This is a genomic window from Halopseudomonas sp. (assembly GCF_036961105.1).
GTDB lineage: Bacteria > Pseudomonadota > Gammaproteobacteria > Pseudomonadales > Pseudomonadaceae > Halopseudomonas.
Genome location: NZ_JBALWW010000009.1, coordinates 1 through 15,576 on the forward strand (window position 1 = coordinate 1; position 15,576 = coordinate 15,576).

Annotated in this window: 18 protein-coding genes; 10 read left to right on the forward strand and 8 right to left on the reverse strand. The window is 59.5% G+C overall.

All coding sequences use genetic code 11. The features are described from left to right. Positions 1–508 precede the first annotated feature (508 nt). The gene (gene tyrS, locus V7756_RS10495; protein WP_335610118.1) at positions 509–1,708 is read right to left on the reverse strand and encodes a tyrosine--tRNA ligase; all 1,200 of its coding nucleotides are present in this window, start codon (positions 1,706–1,708) and stop codon (positions 509–511) included. Between the two features lie 231 nt (positions 1,709–1,939). On the opposite strand from tyrS, the gene V7756_RS10500 reads away from it, so the two are divergent. Next, a complete protein-coding gene (locus V7756_RS10500) occupies positions 1,940–3,361 on the forward strand; it encodes a peptidoglycan DD-metalloendopeptidase family protein (RefSeq protein ID WP_335610119.1) in 1,422 nt (473 codons plus the stop codon). After that, on the forward strand, positions 3,362–4,468 hold the full coding sequence (locus V7756_RS10505; protein ID WP_335610120.1) for an anhydro-N-acetylmuramic acid kinase: 1,107 nt from the start codon (positions 3,362–3,364) through the stop codon (positions 4,466–4,468). A gap of 32 nt (positions 4,469–4,500) precedes the next feature. Here V7756_RS10505 and erpA read toward each other — a convergent pair whose 3' ends face one another. The 4 genes from erpA to argC form a co-directional block, all read right to left on the reverse strand. Further along, positions 4,501–4,854: an iron-sulfur cluster insertion protein ErpA gene (gene erpA, locus V7756_RS10510; RefSeq protein WP_335610121.1), complete on the reverse strand. Its 354-nt coding sequence runs from the start codon at positions 4,852–4,854 to the stop codon at positions 4,501–4,503. Between the two features lie 67 nt (positions 4,855–4,921). Continuing rightward, positions 4,922–5,347 (reverse strand): bactofilin family protein, encoded by a 426-nt coding sequence (locus V7756_RS10515; RefSeq protein WP_335610122.1) that lies wholly within the window; start codon positions 5,345–5,347, stop codon positions 4,922–4,924. Then, a complete protein-coding gene (locus tag V7756_RS10520) occupies positions 5,347–6,111 on the reverse strand; it encodes a DUF6776 family protein (protein ID WP_335610123.1) in 765 nt (254 codons plus the stop codon). Before V7756_RS10520 ends, V7756_RS10515 begins: the two co-directional genes overlap by 1 nt. Continuing rightward, complete coding sequence (gene argC, locus V7756_RS10525) at positions 6,111–7,145, reverse strand: N-acetyl-gamma-glutamyl-phosphate reductase (protein ID WP_335610124.1); 1,035 nt, start codon at positions 7,143–7,145, stop codon at positions 6,111–6,113. Before argC ends, V7756_RS10520 begins: the two co-directional genes overlap by 1 nt. 142 nt (positions 7,146–7,287) lie before the next feature. On the opposite strand from argC, the gene hemJ reads away from it, so the two are divergent. After that, on the forward strand, positions 7,288–7,710 hold the full coding sequence (gene hemJ, locus V7756_RS10530; protein WP_335610125.1) for a protoporphyrinogen oxidase HemJ: 423 nt from the start codon (positions 7,288–7,290) through the stop codon (positions 7,708–7,710). Positions 7,711–7,714: 4 nt separating this feature from the next. On the opposite strand, the gene V7756_RS10535 is transcribed toward hemJ, so the two are convergent. Beyond that, the gene (locus tag V7756_RS10535; RefSeq protein ID WP_335610126.1) at positions 7,715–9,196 is read right to left on the reverse strand and encodes an AAA family ATPase; all 1,482 of its coding nucleotides are present in this window, start codon (positions 9,194–9,196) and stop codon (positions 7,715–7,717) included. Between the two features lie 138 nt (positions 9,197–9,334). On the opposite strand from V7756_RS10535, the gene V7756_RS10540 reads away from it, so the two are divergent. Together V7756_RS10540 and coq7 are read left to right on the forward strand one after the other, a co-directional pair. Next, positions 9,335–9,673, forward strand: coding sequence for a histidine triad nucleotide-binding protein (locus tag V7756_RS10540; protein ID WP_335610127.1), 339 nt, complete (start codon positions 9,335–9,337; stop codon positions 9,671–9,673). 69 nt (positions 9,674–9,742) lie between these two features. Continuing rightward, a complete protein-coding gene (gene coq7 / locus V7756_RS10545; protein ID WP_335610128.1) occupies positions 9,743–10,390 on the forward strand; it encodes a 2-polyprenyl-3-methyl-6-methoxy-1,4-benzoquinone monooxygenase in 648 nt (215 codons plus the stop codon). Here coq7 and V7756_RS10550 read toward each other — a convergent pair. Continuing rightward, a complete protein-coding gene (locus V7756_RS10550) occupies positions 10,378–10,653 on the reverse strand; it encodes a DUF1145 domain-containing protein (RefSeq protein ID WP_335610129.1) in 276 nt (91 codons plus the stop codon). The genes coq7 and V7756_RS10550 overlap by 13 nt on opposite strands. A gap of 141 nt (positions 10,654–10,794) precedes the next feature. Beyond that, a complete protein-coding gene (locus tag V7756_RS10555; protein WP_335610130.1) occupies positions 10,795–11,217 on the reverse strand; it encodes an OsmC family protein in 423 nt (140 codons plus the stop codon). A gap of 180 nt (positions 11,218–11,397) precedes the next feature. Between V7756_RS10555 and crp the strand changes: the two genes are divergently transcribed. The 5 genes from crp to V7756_RS10580 all read left to right on the forward strand — a co-directional run bounded on the left by crp (position 11,398) and on the right by V7756_RS10580 (position 15,490). Next, a complete protein-coding gene (gene crp, locus V7756_RS10560; protein WP_335610131.1) occupies positions 11,398–12,042 on the forward strand; it encodes a cAMP-activated global transcriptional regulator CRP in 645 nt (214 codons plus the stop codon). Positions 12,043–12,186: 144 nt separating this feature from the next. Next, on the forward strand, positions 12,187–13,539 hold the full coding sequence (locus V7756_RS10565; RefSeq protein WP_335610132.1) for an adenosylmethionine--8-amino-7-oxononanoate transaminase: 1,353 nt from the start codon (positions 12,187–12,189) through the stop codon (positions 13,537–13,539). A 4-nt stretch (positions 13,540–13,543) separates the two neighbouring features. Beyond that, positions 13,544–14,266 carry a 16S rRNA (uracil(1498)-N(3))-methyltransferase gene (locus tag V7756_RS10570; RefSeq protein ID WP_335610133.1) on the forward strand — a complete coding sequence of 241 codons (723 nt, stop codon included), beginning with the start codon at positions 13,544–13,546 and terminating at the stop codon, positions 14,264–14,266. 100 nt (positions 14,267–14,366) lie between these two features. After that, entirely contained in the window at positions 14,367–14,606 is a 240-nt protein-coding gene (locus tag V7756_RS10575) for an exodeoxyribonuclease VII small subunit (protein WP_335610134.1), read from the forward strand. Then, on the forward strand, positions 14,603–15,490 hold the full coding sequence (locus V7756_RS10580) for a polyprenyl synthetase family protein (protein WP_335610135.1): 888 nt from the start codon (positions 14,603–14,605) through the stop codon (positions 15,488–15,490). Before V7756_RS10575 ends, V7756_RS10580 begins: the two co-directional genes overlap by 4 nt. Positions 15,491–15,576 lie beyond the last annotated feature (86 nt).

The window sequence follows — 15,576 nt, forward strand, 5'->3', positions numbered from 1 at the left end:
CCCTAAACTTGGCTCAGCTTTACAAAAAACTCTAGAATTCACAGAGTAACTTGCTTGGCTGATAATCTTTCGGATCATCACATCCATTCAGCAAGCACCCACACGAATTACTTGATTCAAATTGTTAAAGAGCGATTCGGTCAGCGTCTCCGCCTAACCAAGGCCGCGTATTCTACGCTAACCTTCTGTTCCGTCAAGCATTTTTTTGAAGTTTTTAACCGCTTCAAAACCTGCTTGAGCGACCCGCGCCGGCTTCGCCGTTGCGTGTCAGGGAGGCGCATTCTACAGGAGCTAAACCCCTTGTCAACACCTTCCGTCAAACTCGATGAGAGCTTCTCATCAACCTGATTCAGACCTTAACTTCAGCCCCGAATCAGAGCGGCGCATTCTACGCCATCTCGCCAGCTTGTCAACCCCTGATTTCAAGCTAACTCATTGATTAATAAGCGCTTTACTTGGAGCTTCCTGCTCAGCGAGAGGGCGAATTATAGAGACTTGAGCAGGGCCGTCAAGCCTTTTTCAATAGGATGCGTGCAAACTTTTTCTTGCCCGCCTGGCAGACGTAGGAAACACCGGGCTTGAACACGAATTCGCGGTCGACCACTTCACCATCCACCTTCACCGAGCCGGCAGCCAGCAGGTCGCGAGCAGCGGCAGCATTCTTTACCATGCCCGCCCGATTAAGCACCGCCGAGACAGGCAGCTCCTCATCAGCATCAATCGCCACATCCGGCAGGTCCGCTGGAAGCTCACCCTCTTTCAGTCTATTACCCGCAGAGCGATGGGCATTGGCTGCCGCCTCCTCGCCATGAAAACGCGCAACCAACTCTTCCGCCAACTTGATCTTGATATCGCGCGGATTGGCACCCGCTTCAACATCGGCCTGGAGCTGAGCGATGTCTTCCATACTGCGAAAACTGAGCAACTCGAAGTAACGCCACATCAGGCTATCGGGCATCGACACCAGCTTGTTGTACATCTCGCCCGGCGCGTCATTGATACCTATATAGTTGTTCAACGACTTGGACATTTTCTTTACCCCGTCCAAGCCTTCCAGAATCGGCATGGTCAGGGTAATTTGCGGCTCTTGCCCATACTGACGCTGCAGCTCGCGGCCCATAAGCAGGTTGAACTTCTGGTCGGTACCGCCCAGCTCGACATCGGCGCGCATGGCTACCGAGTCGTAACCCTGCACCAGCGGATAAAGAAACTCGTGAATGGCAATTGACTGGCCACTCTTGTAACGCTTGTCGAAGTCATCCCGCTCGAGCATGCGGGCAACTGTATGGCTCGCCGCGAGCTGGATCATTTCGGCCGAGCTCATCTTGTCCATCCAGGTGGAATTGAACATCACCGTGGTCTTGGCCGGATCGAGAATCTTGAACACTTGCTCCTTATAGGTTTCAGCGTTGGCCGCTACCTGCTCTCGAGTAAGCGGCTGCCGGGTCACGTTTTTGCCCGAAGGGTCGCCGATCATGCCAGTGAAGTCGCCAATCAGAAACAGCACTTCATGCCCCAGATCCTGGAACTGGCGCAGCTTGTTGATCAGCACTGTGTGCCCGAGGTGCAGGTCAGGAGCAGTAGGGTCGAAGCCGGCTTTTATACGTAAAGGCTTACCGCGCTCGAGCTTGGTGCGCAGCTCGCTCTCCACCAGAATTTCATCGGCGCCGCGCTTAATCAGCGCCAACTGCTCGTCAACGGGCTTCATAGATCCAGATATCCTGTGCTTGCAAGATAGAAAATAAGGGGAAAATCAGGGGCACAAACCATACAACATTGATAGCCAATTACAAGCTTGGCGGGGAGCCAACAAAGCGTGATCACAAAGTTGACGCTGCAAATCTGACAGACGGGTCCGGCAAAGACTTGCCAAGCAGCCTTTTCAATTATAATTTAGCAAGTTAGTTCACTTTACATAGAATCTAATACAAGAGCGCTTATGGGTTCCCAAGATACGAAGTCACCGCGATACCCCAAAAGCCACCTCGTGGCCGCTAGTGGAATCGCCGCAGCGCTGAGCATTTTCCTGCTCGTTATTCCAACCACCGATGTAGAAGCCAAGAAGACTTTCGTTCAACTTGAGCTGCAAGCCTCTGATTCCAATATTGATCAGGCCTCCGAACAGGAATTGGACGCCATGGTCAGTGAAACAGTCACATTGCCCAAGGCGCTGGATATCGCCAAACAGGCGAGTGAAACCCAGCCCGCAACACCCTTGCTGCCGGCCGCCGAAGTGGCCGAGGCCGAAGCGAGTGGACCTCAGTGGCAGCGTCTGACCGTAAATAGCGGCGACACCCTGTCCGTGCTGTTCGAAAAAGCCGGTCTAGGCGCCAGCACTTTGCATGAGGTGATCAACAGCAGCAGCGATGCCAAGCGCTTTACTCGCCTGAACGTGGGGCAGGTGCTGGAACTGCAAACTGCTGCGCCGGGCGTGCTGCTGTCCATGCGCTCAAAGCTGAACGATCTGGAAACCATCCGTATCGACCATACGGAAGACGGCTACAATTTCAGCAAGGAACTGATCGAACCGGACGTCCGCGAGCGTTATGTTCAAGGCACCATCGACAGCTCCCTGTTCCTGTCTGCGCAACATGCTGGCCTGAACCACAACCTGACGATGCAGATGGCGGGCATTTTTGGCTACGATGTCGACTTTGCTCGTGACATTCGCAAGGGCGATCACTTCGAGGTACTGTTCGAAGAACTGCGCGTCGGTGACAAAGTAGTGGGCAGCAAGAACATTCTGGCAGCCCGCTTCGTCAACCGCGGCAAGACCTTCACAGCCGTGCGCTACACAGACAAGAACAACTTCACCAGCTACTACCGCGCCGACGGCACCAGCATGCGCAAGGCGTTTATCCGTACCCCGGTCGACTTCGCACGCATCAGCTCGCGCTTCAACCCTGGACGCCTGCATCCCGTGCTGAACCGTATTCGGGCGCACAAGGGCGTGGATTACGCTGCCGCGACGGGCACACCAATCAAGGCCACCGGCGATGGCCGCGTGGTTTCCGCTGGACGCAAGGGCGGCTACGGAAATGCCGTGGTCATTCAACATGGGCAGAAGTATCAAACCCTCTATGGCCATATGAGCCGCTTTGCACGCGGCATCAGCGCCGGCACCAACGTGACTCAGGGGCAAATCATTGGCTACGTGGGCATGACCGGCCTGGCTACCGGCCCACACCTGCATTACGAGTTTCGTGTAGACGGCCGTCACGTGGATCCGCTGGGCGTAAAGCTGCCGGTTGCGGACCCAATTCCGCAACGTGAGCGCACGGCCTTCCTGGGGATCAGCAACAAACTGATGGCCAGCATGGACCAGAACCGCACCACACAGATCGCTGCGCTGGAGCAGTAATTGCCTGCCCTGTATGTCGGTATCATGTCAGGCACCAGCCTGGATGGTATCGACATAGCCCTTACCCGCTTCCACCCCGAACGCCAGCAGGCTCAATGCCTCGACGCCCTTTGCCTGAACATTCCCGATGACTTGAAGCAGCAGCTTCTTGACCTTTGCACGCCCGGCCCAGAAGAACTGGTGCGGGCGGGACAGGCTGGAAACCGCTGGGCCATGCTGGCAGCAGAGGGTGTGCAGCAGCTCCTACAGCGAAACCGGTTGGCCGCTTCGGACGTACGAGCGATCGGCAGTCACGGACAGACTATCCGCCATCATCCGGAGCTTGGCTTCAGCTTGCAGATCGGCGCGCCTGCCCTACTGGCCGAACGCACCGGCGTCAGCGTGATCAGTGACTTCCGCAGCAGGGACCTTGCCGCCGGCGGTGAAGGCGCGCCACTGGTGCCCGCTTTTCATCACTGGCTGTTGAGCGACCCGATACGCACCCGCACGCTGATCAATATTGGTGGCTTTGCCAATCTCACGATAATGCGCCCCAGCCAGGCTCCAGAGGGTTTCGATAGCGGCCCCGGCAACGCCTTGATGGACAGCTGGATTCAGCAGCACAGGGGCCTGCCTTTTGATGCATCAGGCAACTGGGCTCGCCAGGGCAGGGTAATTGACCCGCTTCTGCAGGCGATGCTGAACGACGCCTACTTTTGCCGCACCGGCCCCAAGAGCACGGGACGTGAGTATTTCCATTTGCGGTGGGTCAACCAGCTCTTGTCCGCGCTCACCTCAGCCCCTGCGGCAGAAGATGTACAGGCGACACTACTGGCATTAAGCGCCCATTCCATCGCGCGCAGTGTTGTGCGGGTGGCCAGTGATAGCAGCGCGATCTATGTATGCGGCGGCGGCGCTCGCAACCAGCTGCTGATGGAGCAACTGCAGCACTTGCTGCCGCAGCAACAGGTAACAACTACCCAAACGCTCGGTGTGGATCCTGACTGGATGGAGGCTATGGCATTTGCGTGGCTGGCCTGGCGCTTTGAACAGAGGCAGCCGGGCAACCTGCCCAGCGTCACCGGCGCTCGAGGCACACGGGTTCTGGGGGCCCTATACCCGGCGTAGCTATCCGGCGTGGCTGCGCAGATTTACCCCGATCAGATCGAGAAGGACGATCCGCAGCCACAGGTAGTAGCGGCGTTGGGATTGTTGATAACAAAGCGCGAACCTTCCAGCCCTTCCTGGTAGTCCACTTCGGAGCCAGCCAGGTACTGGAAACTCATCGGGTCCACAATCAGCTTGACCCCTTCACGCTCGACAATGGTGTCGTCCTCGGCCAGTTCGTCATCAAATGTGAAGCCGTACTGAAAGCCGGAACAGCCGCCACCGGTGACAAAAACGCGCAGACTCAGGCGCTCGTTACCCTCTTCTTCAATCAGGTTACGTACCTTGCTCACGGCGTTATCACTAAAGATTAGCGGGGTGGGAACATAGACTTCAGCGGTAGACATACAACCTCCAGCAGCAGGTGCCGCAGCACAACAATGCCGCCATTATCCGTTTTCCCGAGTCTTTTGGTCAACTATTCTCCGGATCAAGCAGCAGCTCCTGATCCAGGACCAGTGGTTGCTCGGCCCCCTGATCCAGATAGCGCAGCTGACCACTGATCTGCGCACCCATTACCATCTCCATAAAGCGGTAATGCAGATCCCCGTTGATACGCGCTTTGGCATCCAGCTCCAGATGCTCCAGTGCATGCACATCGCCGTTCACCTGACCGTTGATCAGCACGTGAGGCGCTTTGATCACACCCTGCACGTAGCCATGCTCGCTGACTCTGACCAGGCCTTCGTCGGCGTGAATGTCACCAATGACCCGTCCATCAATCTGTACCGCGCCGGAAAAACGCATGTTGCCGGTAATTTCGGCTTCCTGGGCAATGATGGTCGTCTTGCCGCCGAACTGACTGATGTCAGCTTTCTTGTGCTTGTTCGCTCCCCACATCAGGGTGTCGCTCCTGTGACTGTCCAATCAAACGTCTGCTCGACCAGGGTTGTATCATCTTTGCTGGCGATGAGCTTGACCTGCTGCGGCACAAAACCCTCAGGCAGCGTCAATGTGGCCTCTTCGCTATTGGCAGGCACCACCTGGAAATAGCGAAAGTCCAGCGCCAGCCCGTTTTCATCGGTAGCCCCGCTCAAGGCATCGAGGCCCAGAGTGGCCGGTTTACCGTCCTGCTCACCCACCACATGCACCTGCAACCTTGCCTGTACGGTGTCACTTTCATTGCCGACCCGACTGACCATCACTTTATAACGGAAAACGTTGGCCGTTTCCGTGCCGTGCAACTCAAAAGCCTGAATGCGCAGACCCGGCGCCATGGCGCTTGGCGCCAGCACGCCTTGATACTGGGCCAGGCTCTGCTGAACCTTGAAGAGCTGCGCCTCTAGTTCGTGAACCGTTTCGCGCCCCTCTACGGCAGCATCCTTAGCGACCAGCAAGTCCACCTCCAGTTGATGATAGCGCTGCCGCCATTCTTCGACTTCCCTGACCAGCTGCGCCTGGCGTTCAACCAGGGCCTGGCGCTCCAGTTCCTGTGGCTGGTGTGCTCGCTGCGCTGCTTCCCAGCCCTGCCACGCGCTGACTGGCACCAGCATCAGCAGCAGTATGATCACACCTCGCTTCCAGCGCCGCAGCGCCTTGGTGTCGCGCGGATGTATGGTCACGCTGTGCTCTCGCAGCGGACGGCGGCGCTTGAAGTCAATCATCAGGGCATCAAGGCTGGGTGTGCCAGACCTGCACGCTCATCGAGCCCGAAAACGATGTTCATGTTCTGCACTGCCTGACCGGAAGCGCCCTTGACCAAATTGTCGATAACCGACAGGACCACCACCTTGTCACCGCCCTGCGGGCGATGCACGGCGATCCGACACACGTTGGCACCGCGCACGCTGCGGGTTTCTGGATGACTACCGGCAGGCATCACGTCAACAAAGGGCTCATCGGCGTAGCGCGCTTCGTACAATGCCTGCAGGTCGACGCTGGTGTCCGCCACAGTGGCGTACAACGATGAGTGGATGCCACGGATCATCGGTGTCAGATGCGGCACAAAGGTCAGCCCCACCGGCTGGCCGGCGGCCAACTGCAACCCCTGGCGAATCTCTGGCAGGTGCCGATGCCCAGCCACCGCGTAGGCTTTCATGCTTTCGGTTGCCTCGCAGAACAATGAAGGCACGCTGGCGCCGCGACCAGCGCCGCTGACGCCGGACTTGCAGTCGGCAATCAGATGCGCCGGGTCAGCCAGGCCAGACTCCAACAGCGGCAGGAAACCCAACTGTGTCGCGGTGGGATAACAGCCTGGCACAGCAATCAAACGCGCCTGCTTGATGGCCGCGCGGTTGACTTCAGGCAAGCCGTATACCGCCTCGCCGAGCAACTCGGGCGCACCGTGCGGCTGGTTGTACCATTTGCTCCACTCCTGCGGGTCGCGCAGGCGGAAGTCCGCAGACAGATCAATAATCTTCACCCCCGTCAGCAGCAGCTCCGCCGCCAAAGAGTGCGCTACGCCGTGCGGCGTGGCGAAGAACACCACATCACAGGCTCCCAGCAATGACACATCGGGCACGCTGAAGCGCAGGTTGTCGTAGTGTCCGCGCAAATTCGGATACATGTCGGCGACGCAGACACCTTCCTCGGATCGGGAGGTGATGACTTCGACATGCGCCTCGGGATGCTGGGCCAATAGCCGCAGCAGCTCTACCCCGGTGTAACCGGTTCCGCCTACAATGCCTACTTTGATCATCGTTACTTCCTGAATACGGTTGAATGGTGTTTGAATGGCCAGCGCCGCGCTACCGCCAGGCGGGATAAGCACAACGGCACCCTATGATAAAAGCGCTGACAGAAATTACCAGCGCGCAGCCCCAACATCGGAGGAGCATCGCGTGTATCTGTGGATCAAGGCCTTTCACATCATGGCCGTTATTACCTGGTTCGCCGGGCTATTCTATCTGCCACGCCTGTTTGTTTATCACGCCCAGGCGACAGACGACACTAGCATCGAACGTTTCAAGGTCATGGAACGCAAGCTGCTGCGCGGCATCATGAACCCCTCGATGGTAGTCGCTCTACTGCTCGGCGGCTGGATGCTCTACCTGGCGCCAGGCCTGCTGAGCCAAGGCTGGATGCACGCCAAGCTGACGCTGGTCGCGCTGCTGGTGATTTACCACCACATGTGTGGCCGAATTCGCACGCGTTTTGCCGAGGACGCTAACACCCGCTCCCACGTGTTCTACCGCTGGTTCAACGAAGCGCCGGTACTGGCTCTGGTGGGCATAGTGATACTGGTAGTGGTCAAACCCTTCTAGCCGTTCAGTCGGCCCGCACCGCGCGCTCCTGAGCCCAGGCGCGCAATGCGTTCAGCTTCTCGGCCATCACCACCGACAGCGGCGAGGTTTCATTCAGCGCCTTCAGCAGATGGCTATCGCTCACCGCCTGTTCCCCGGCGGCAGCGCTGTAAACGGCGCTGACCACCGCCTGCTCGATTTCCGCGCCAGAAAATCCTTCACTCGCCTGGGCCAGCGTCGGCAGGTCAAAGTGCTCCGGCGCCAGCTCGCGTTTGGCCAGATGGATGCGAAAGATCTCGCCGCGCACCTCAGCCTGGGGCAGGTCGACAAAGAACAGCTCATCTATACGGCCCTTGCGAATCAACTCCGGCGGCAGCTGACTGACATCATTGGACGTGGCCACCAGAAAAACTCGCGAGCGCCGCTCGGCCATCCACGTCAGCAGCGTACCCAACAGACGGCGCGACACACCCTGATCGCTGGTGTCGGGCGCCAGCCCCTTTTCTATCTCATCGATCCAGAGCACGCAGGGCTGCAGTGCGTCTGCCAGCTGCAACGCATCGCGCAGGTTCTTCTCGGTTTCACCGATGTATTTGTTGTACAACCCGGCCACGTCCAGCCGCAGTAAAGGCAGCCCCCAAAGACCCGCGACTGCCTTGGCTGCCAGGCTCTTGCCGGCCCCCTGCACGCCGACCAGTAACACGCCGCGTGGAATATCGGCGATGCTGGCTTTGCCGTTGAACGCGGCCTCGCGCTCGGTGAGCCAGCGCTTGAGCTGCGACAGCCCGCCGACATCGGCAAAATGCGCAGTTTCCTGCTCATAGCTGAGCACGCCTTGCATATCCAGCAGCTCGAACTTGGCCTTGTTCAACGTGGGCAGATCTTCCTGGGTGATGGCACCGTCATCAACAATCAGGTTGCGCGCCAGCCGACGCGCCTCTTCGTGAGTAGTACCGCGCAGGTTGCGCACCACCTTCTGCAGGGTCAGATTGTCGGTGCGCACGCGCTCGCCGCGATTCTGCTCGCTCCAGCGCGTGGCTTCGTCGCGCACAATGGCGGCGAGCTCTTCATCGGAGGGCATGCTCAGACTGATACGCGCCGCCAACCGGCTCAGCTCTGCCGGGAGCGCCAGCGCGTGACTGACCAGTATCAAGGTGGGCGCCATCTTTTCACTGCCCATGGCCAGACTTTTCAGCAGCCTGACAATGCGCGGCGAGTCGAGAAAGGGATGCAGATCGCAGAATACATAAAGCGCAGGCTCGCCCTCACGGCGAATCTGCTCCAGCGCCGTCTCCGGGTTGCGGGTGTCCGCCTCGGCGTCCATGTCAGTGCCAAAACCCAGGCGGCTGAGGCCATCGATATGATTCCAGGTGTACCAGGTCTGCGCACGGCGCACGGCCAGCGTGCCTATGGTTTGCAGCACGCGCGCCTCTTCCCAGGATTCGATGACGACCAAACGCACCCGCGAATCCAGTACCAGCGCCAAATCATGAATATCGTTTTTCACGCACAGACTCCCTTCCGCTCAGATTTTGGCCACGCAGTCGGCCGCGACGGCCGAGGCTAGTGCCATTCTACCGCGCTACCGTTACACTGGGCACATAGAGCCCGGATACCCATCCACTGTCATTCCAAGGAGCTTCGTGTGGATTGTCTGTTCTGCAAGATCCTCGACGGCAAGATACCGTCCAAGAAGATATACGAAGACGAGCAGTGTTTCGCCTTTCATGACATCAACCCCCAAGCTCCGGTCCACTTTCTGGTCATCCCCAAAAAGCACATTGCGACCCTGGGTGACATGACCGCAGAAGACAGCGCTACCGTCGGCCATATGGTCTTCACTGCGCAGAAACTGGCCCGCGAACTCGGTTGTGAAGCCGGCTTTCGCACCGTCTTCAACTGCAACGAACAGGGCGGCCAGACGGTCTACCATATTCATCTGCATGTATTGGGGCAACGGCAAATGAGCTGGCCTCCGGGCTGAAGCTTGATCCAGGTCAGCGCCGCATAGCCGTTTCTTCAATACTGTGAACTCGCCAACGAGGGACAGCACATGAGCACAACACGCCACTACAGCTTTCTGGACCGCCTGCTAAATCAGGCCGATCAGTCATTGCGCACGCTTATTCCCGGCGCTGCCCAGCCCAACCGGCCGTCACCGGCGCAACATCTGGCCAATGTGCCGCTGGATGAGCAGGAGCGCCAGCACATAGCAGGTCTGATGCGCATCAACCACACCGGTGAAGTCTGCGCGCAGGCGCTCTATCAGGGCCAGGCGCTGACCGCCAAGCTACCCGATGTGCGCGAGAAAATGGAGCATGCCGCCGCCGAGGAGATTGACCACCTGGCCTGGTGCGAGCAGCGCCTGACCGAGCTCAACAGCCGCACCAGTGTGTTCAATCCGCTGTTCTACGGCTTGTCATTTGGCATGGGCGCCGCGGCCGGGCTAATCAGCGATCGCATCAGCCTGGGCTTTGTGGCAGCGACCGAGCAGCAAGTCGAACGCCACCTGGACGAGCATCTGCTGCAACTGCCGGAGGAAGACATCAAATCTCGGGCCATTCTCGAGCAAATGCGCGAGGACGAGATCGAACACGGCAATCAGGCCCTGGAAGCCGGCGGAGCCATATTCCCGGCCCCGGTCAAGCAAGCCATGACCCTGCTTTCCAAGGTCATGACCAAGGTGGCCTACAAGGCCTGAGCGACCGCCCGGCGCGTATCGGGCGCCTTGATATGAAAAACGCCAAACAGCATCACCAGGGCGAACTGCTTGAGCGGGGAGCCCAGTTTCTTCAGCTGTTTGCCCACCAGCAACCATTCGAACAGGTGAACCAGCAGTACGGCCAGCGCCAGCCACTTGAGTCGTTCAGGGTTGGGGACCTGGAGCAGTTCCAGCAGACTGAGCAGTACCACCAGCCAGAATGCCAGGGTCAGTAACTTACCGGCGAGAAAAACCACGCGCATTGTCTTGTTCCTATCCAATGGAATGACTGCAGCCGCCAAGCGGCTGCTTCATGCGTCATGGTAACCACTGCGCAGCCCGGCATAAGGGCCTGAGTCGCCATTCGTCAGGCCGAATGTGCCACAGCGGTCAACCTATACCGCTCAGTCGATTTCAACGATCTCGTAATCGTGGGTAATCTCGACGCCGGCCCGCTCCATCAGAATCGAAGCCGAGCAGTACTTCTCGGCCGACAGCTCGACCGCACGTTTGACGTGGGCTTCTTTCAGATTCTTGCCGGTCACCACAAAACGCAGGTGGATCTTGGTGAACACCTTGGGCTCGGTCTCGGCGCGTTCGGCTTCCAGCAGCGTGTGCACATCGCGAATATCCTGCCGCGCCTTCTTCAGAATGCTCACCACGTCATAGCTGGCACACCCACCCAGGCCGACCAGCACGGTTTCCATGGGGCGTATGCCCATGTTGCGCCCGCCGGCCTCTGGCGGACCATCCATGACCACCGTATGGCCGCTGCCGGACTCGCCCAAAAACATGGCACCGTCAACCCACTTGATATGCGCTTTCATCTATCACACCCGCCGCTCAATCAGCTCAGAGGAGGCGCAGAATACCACAGCCATCACACGGCAGACTGCTGCACTGGTCATAGCCGCAAAAACTGGACATAATCCCGATTGGCCTCGACCTGAGGCTGACACGGATGCCCCGCATCTTCGGTTTGCGCGAATATGGCCAGGACACGTTTAATGGTTTCGATCACCCTGACACCTAAAATAAAAAATCTCGATGCATTCCTTGCGCATTGTCATCGCCGCCGCTTTTCGGCGCGCAGCACAGTCATTCACGCCGGCGATCAGTCCGACAGTCTGTTCTATATCATCAAGGGCTCGGTCACTATCCTGATTGAAGACGACCAAGGCCGCGAAATGATCATCGCCTATCTGAATCAGGGCGATTTCTTCGGCGAAATGGGCTTGTTCGACATGACCCCTGCCCCACACGATCGTACCGCCTGGGTACGCGCCAAGACCGAATGCGAAGTAGCGGAAATCACCTATCCCAAGTTTCGCGAGCTCACCCAGCGCGATCCCGATCTGCTCTACGCGGTCGGCAAGCAGATGGCCGAGCGGTTGCGCGCCACTACCCGCAAGGTCGGCGATCTGGCCTTCCTCGATGTGACCGGTCGCGTGGCCGGCACCCTGCTTGATCTGTGTAAACAGCCCGACGCCATGACGCACCCCGATGGCATGCAGATCAAGATTACCCGCCAGGAAATCGGCCGCATTGTCGGCTGCTCTCGCGAAATGGTCGGCCGCGTGCTCAAGAGCCTGGAAGAGCAAGGCCTGATCGAAGTCAAAGGCAAGACCATGGTGGTGTACGGCACTCGCTGACCCGCTTTTCGACTCGCCGGGCCCTGGCCCGGCCTTCTGCACCAGCTCGCACGCTGTCCTTCCAGCACCCTACCGCGCCCTCGGCAGCCACAGCCCGCCTCATGTACAATCCAGCGACCACGGTTTCTGACAGATGAGGTGAACATGGGCTTGAACAACGATTGGATGCAACGCGACATTTCGGTGCTCTGGCACCCTTGCACCCAGATGAAAGACCATGAACACATGCCGGTGATTCCGGTACAACGCGGCGAAGGCATCTGGCTGCACGACTTCGAAGGCAACCGCTATATGGATGCGGTCAGCTCCTGGTGGGTCAACATCTTCGGCCACGCCAACCCCTACATCAACCAGCGCATCAAGGATCAACTCGACACTCTGGAGCACGTGATCCTCGCCGGTTTCAGCCACCCGCCGGTGATCGAGCTGTCCGAACGCCTGGTAAAGATGACCCCCGCGCCGCTGACGCGCTGTTTCTACGCCGACAACGGTTCATCCTGCATCGAAGTGGCGCTGAAGATGAGCTTCCACTACTGGCTCAACATCGGCAAGCCGGAGAAAAAGCGCTTTATCACCCTGTCCAACAGCTACCACGGCGAGACCCTCGCTGCCCTCGCCGTGGGCGACGTCGCGTTGTACAAGGAAACCTATCAGCCACTGCTGATGGAAGTCATCACCGTGCCCTCCCCCGACTGCTATGACCGTGAAGAAGGCGAAAGCTGGGAAGAGCACAGCCGCAAGATGTTCGCCCACATGGAGCGCGCGCTGGAGCAAAACCACAACGAAGTTGCTGCGGTGATCGTAGAACCGCTGATCCAGTGTGCCGGTGGCATGCGCATGTATCATCCGGTCTACCTCAAGCTGCTGCGCGAGGCTTGCGACCGCTACGGCGTGCACCTGATTCACGATGAAATTGCCGTCGGCTTCGGCCGCACCGGCAGCCTGTTTGCCTGCGAGCAGGCCGATATCGCGCCAGACTTTCTCTGTCTGTCCAAGGCGCTGACCGCCGGTTACCTGCCGATGGCCGTATGCATGACCAACGACAAGATCTACCAGGCCTTCTACGACGACTACGAAAGCATGCGCGCCTTCCTGCACTCGCACAGCTACACCGGCAACCCGCTGGCCTGCGCCGCGGCGCTGGCGACCCTGGATCTGCTCGAGCGCGACAACGTGATCGAGGCCAACAAGGCACTCTCGGCGCACATGGCCAAGGCCACCGCGCACTTTGCTGATCATCCGCACGTGGCCGAAGTGCGCCAGACCGGCATGGTACTGGCCATCGAGATGGTCAAGAACAAGGCCACCAAAGAGGCTTACCCGTGGCAGGAACGGCGCGGCATTCGCGTTTACCAGCACGCGCTGAAGAACGAGGCCATGTTGCGACCGCTGGGCAGCGTGGTGTATTTCATGCCGCCCTACGTGATCACGCCGGATCAGATCGACCACCTTGCCAGCGTCGCCTGGGAAGGCATCCAACTGGCCACACGGGACTAAGCCAGTGCGCGTCTCCCGCTTCTATCTCGACACCCCCCTGAGCGAAGGCGAGCAAAGGCTGACCGGCGATGTCGCCCACTATATCGGCCGGGTACTCCGCCTGGGGCCGGGCGCACAGGTGCAGATATTCAACGGCAGCGGCCAGGAGTGGCCGGGCGAAGTCATGGCCGCAGGCAAGCGCGAGGTATTGGTAAAACTGCAGACGGCCGTCGCGGGCATGCCCGAATCGCCGCTGCACAGCCACCTGGGCCAGGCCATGTCGCGCGGCGAGCGTATGGACTGGGCCATTCAGAAAGCCGTGGAGCTGGGGGTCAGCGAGATTACGCCCCTCTTTACCGAGCGCTGCGAGGTCAAATTGCAGGGCGAGCGCGCCGACAAACGCCAGGCGCACTGGCAACAGGTGGCGGTGAGCGCCTGTGAGCAGTGCGGCCGCAGCGTGGTGCCCGTAGTACACCCACCGGCCAATCTGCACGACTGGATGGCCGCGCTGAAATGCGACCTCAAGCTGGTGCTGCACCATCGTACCGAGCAGGACCTGGATCAACTGCCTACGCCCGCCTCGCTGGCCCTGCTGATAGGCCCCGAGGGAGGGCTGAGCGCAGCTGAGATACAACAGGCCGAAGCGGCCAGCTTTATCGCCGCCCGCTTTGGACCGCGTGTACTGCGTACCGAAACGGCGCCCGTCGTGGCACTCAGTATGGCGCAGCAGCGTTGGGGCGACTTCTAACCCGTGACTTCTAGCCCAGAGCGCAGTACTGCCAATTGACCCCACCCCCACCCTTGGGTAATGTTCAGCCGTTTCACCCACGCCGTAGACGAGGTAGCGCATGGCACGGAAAAAACCGACCGTGGACTTTGAACAGTCACTCGGCGAGTTGCAGCAGTTGGTCGAGCGCCTCGAAAGCGGCGAGCTCAGCCTAGAGGAATCCCTTAGCGCCTTCGAGCAGGGCGTGGTGCTTACCCGTGACTGCCAGCAGGCGCTCAGTCAGGCCGAGCAAAAGGTGCAGCAACTGGTCGAGAAGAACGGCGAGTTGAGCACCGAGCCTTTCGATGGTCCTGCTGAATGAGCGAGTTTTCTGGCTATCTCGAAGCCTGCCAGACGCGTATAAACCAGTTTTTGCTGAGCCAGCTGAGTACTCCCCAGCCGCGCCTTGACCGCCTTTACGCCGCCATGCGCTACAGCGTGGTCAACGGCGGCAAGCGTGTGCGACCGCTGCTCTGCTACGCCAGCTGCGAAGCCCTCGGCGGTAACCCGGAAGCCGCCAACCCGGCAGCCGGCGCCGTTGAGCTGGTGCACGCCTACTCGCTGATTCATGACGACCTGCCAGCGATGGACGACGACGACCTGCGTCGCGGCCAGCCGACCTGTCACCGCGCCTTCGATGAAGCCACTGCCATCCTCGCCGGCGACGGGCTGCAGGCGCTGGCTTTTGACTGGCTGAGCCGCCTTGGCGACTGGCAGCCGCAGACCCGCCTGCAGATGCTGCAGACCCTGGCGCGCGCCGCCGGACCACAGGGCATGGTTGGCGGCCAGGCGATAGACCTGGGCGCGGTCGGCGAAAAGATCGACCAGACCACGCTGGAGATGATGCACCGCCACAAGACCGGCGCGCTGATCAGCGCCAGCATTCAGCTTGGCGCCCTCGCCAGTGAACACGCCAGCGAGACTCAGCTACAAACGCTGGCGGTCTACGCCGACTGCATCGGCCTGGCCTTTCAGGTGCAGGATGACATTCTCGACATCGAAAGCGAGACCAGCGTGCTGGGCAAACGCCAGGGCGCCGATATGGCCCGCGACAAGCCCACCTACCCCGCACTCCTGGGCCTAGATGGTGCTCATCAACTGGCGGACCAGTTGCGCGATCAGGCCGTTGCCGCACTGCAGCCACTAGGCGAGCGCGCCAACCATCTGCAGCAGTTGGCCGACTACATAGTGCAGCGCCGTTTTTAAACAACCTTGCTAGCTGTTGGGCTATCGAGGTGCATCGGTTAAACTGCGCACTTGTTTTCCTGCCATTGCCAATGGCATTCAGAGCC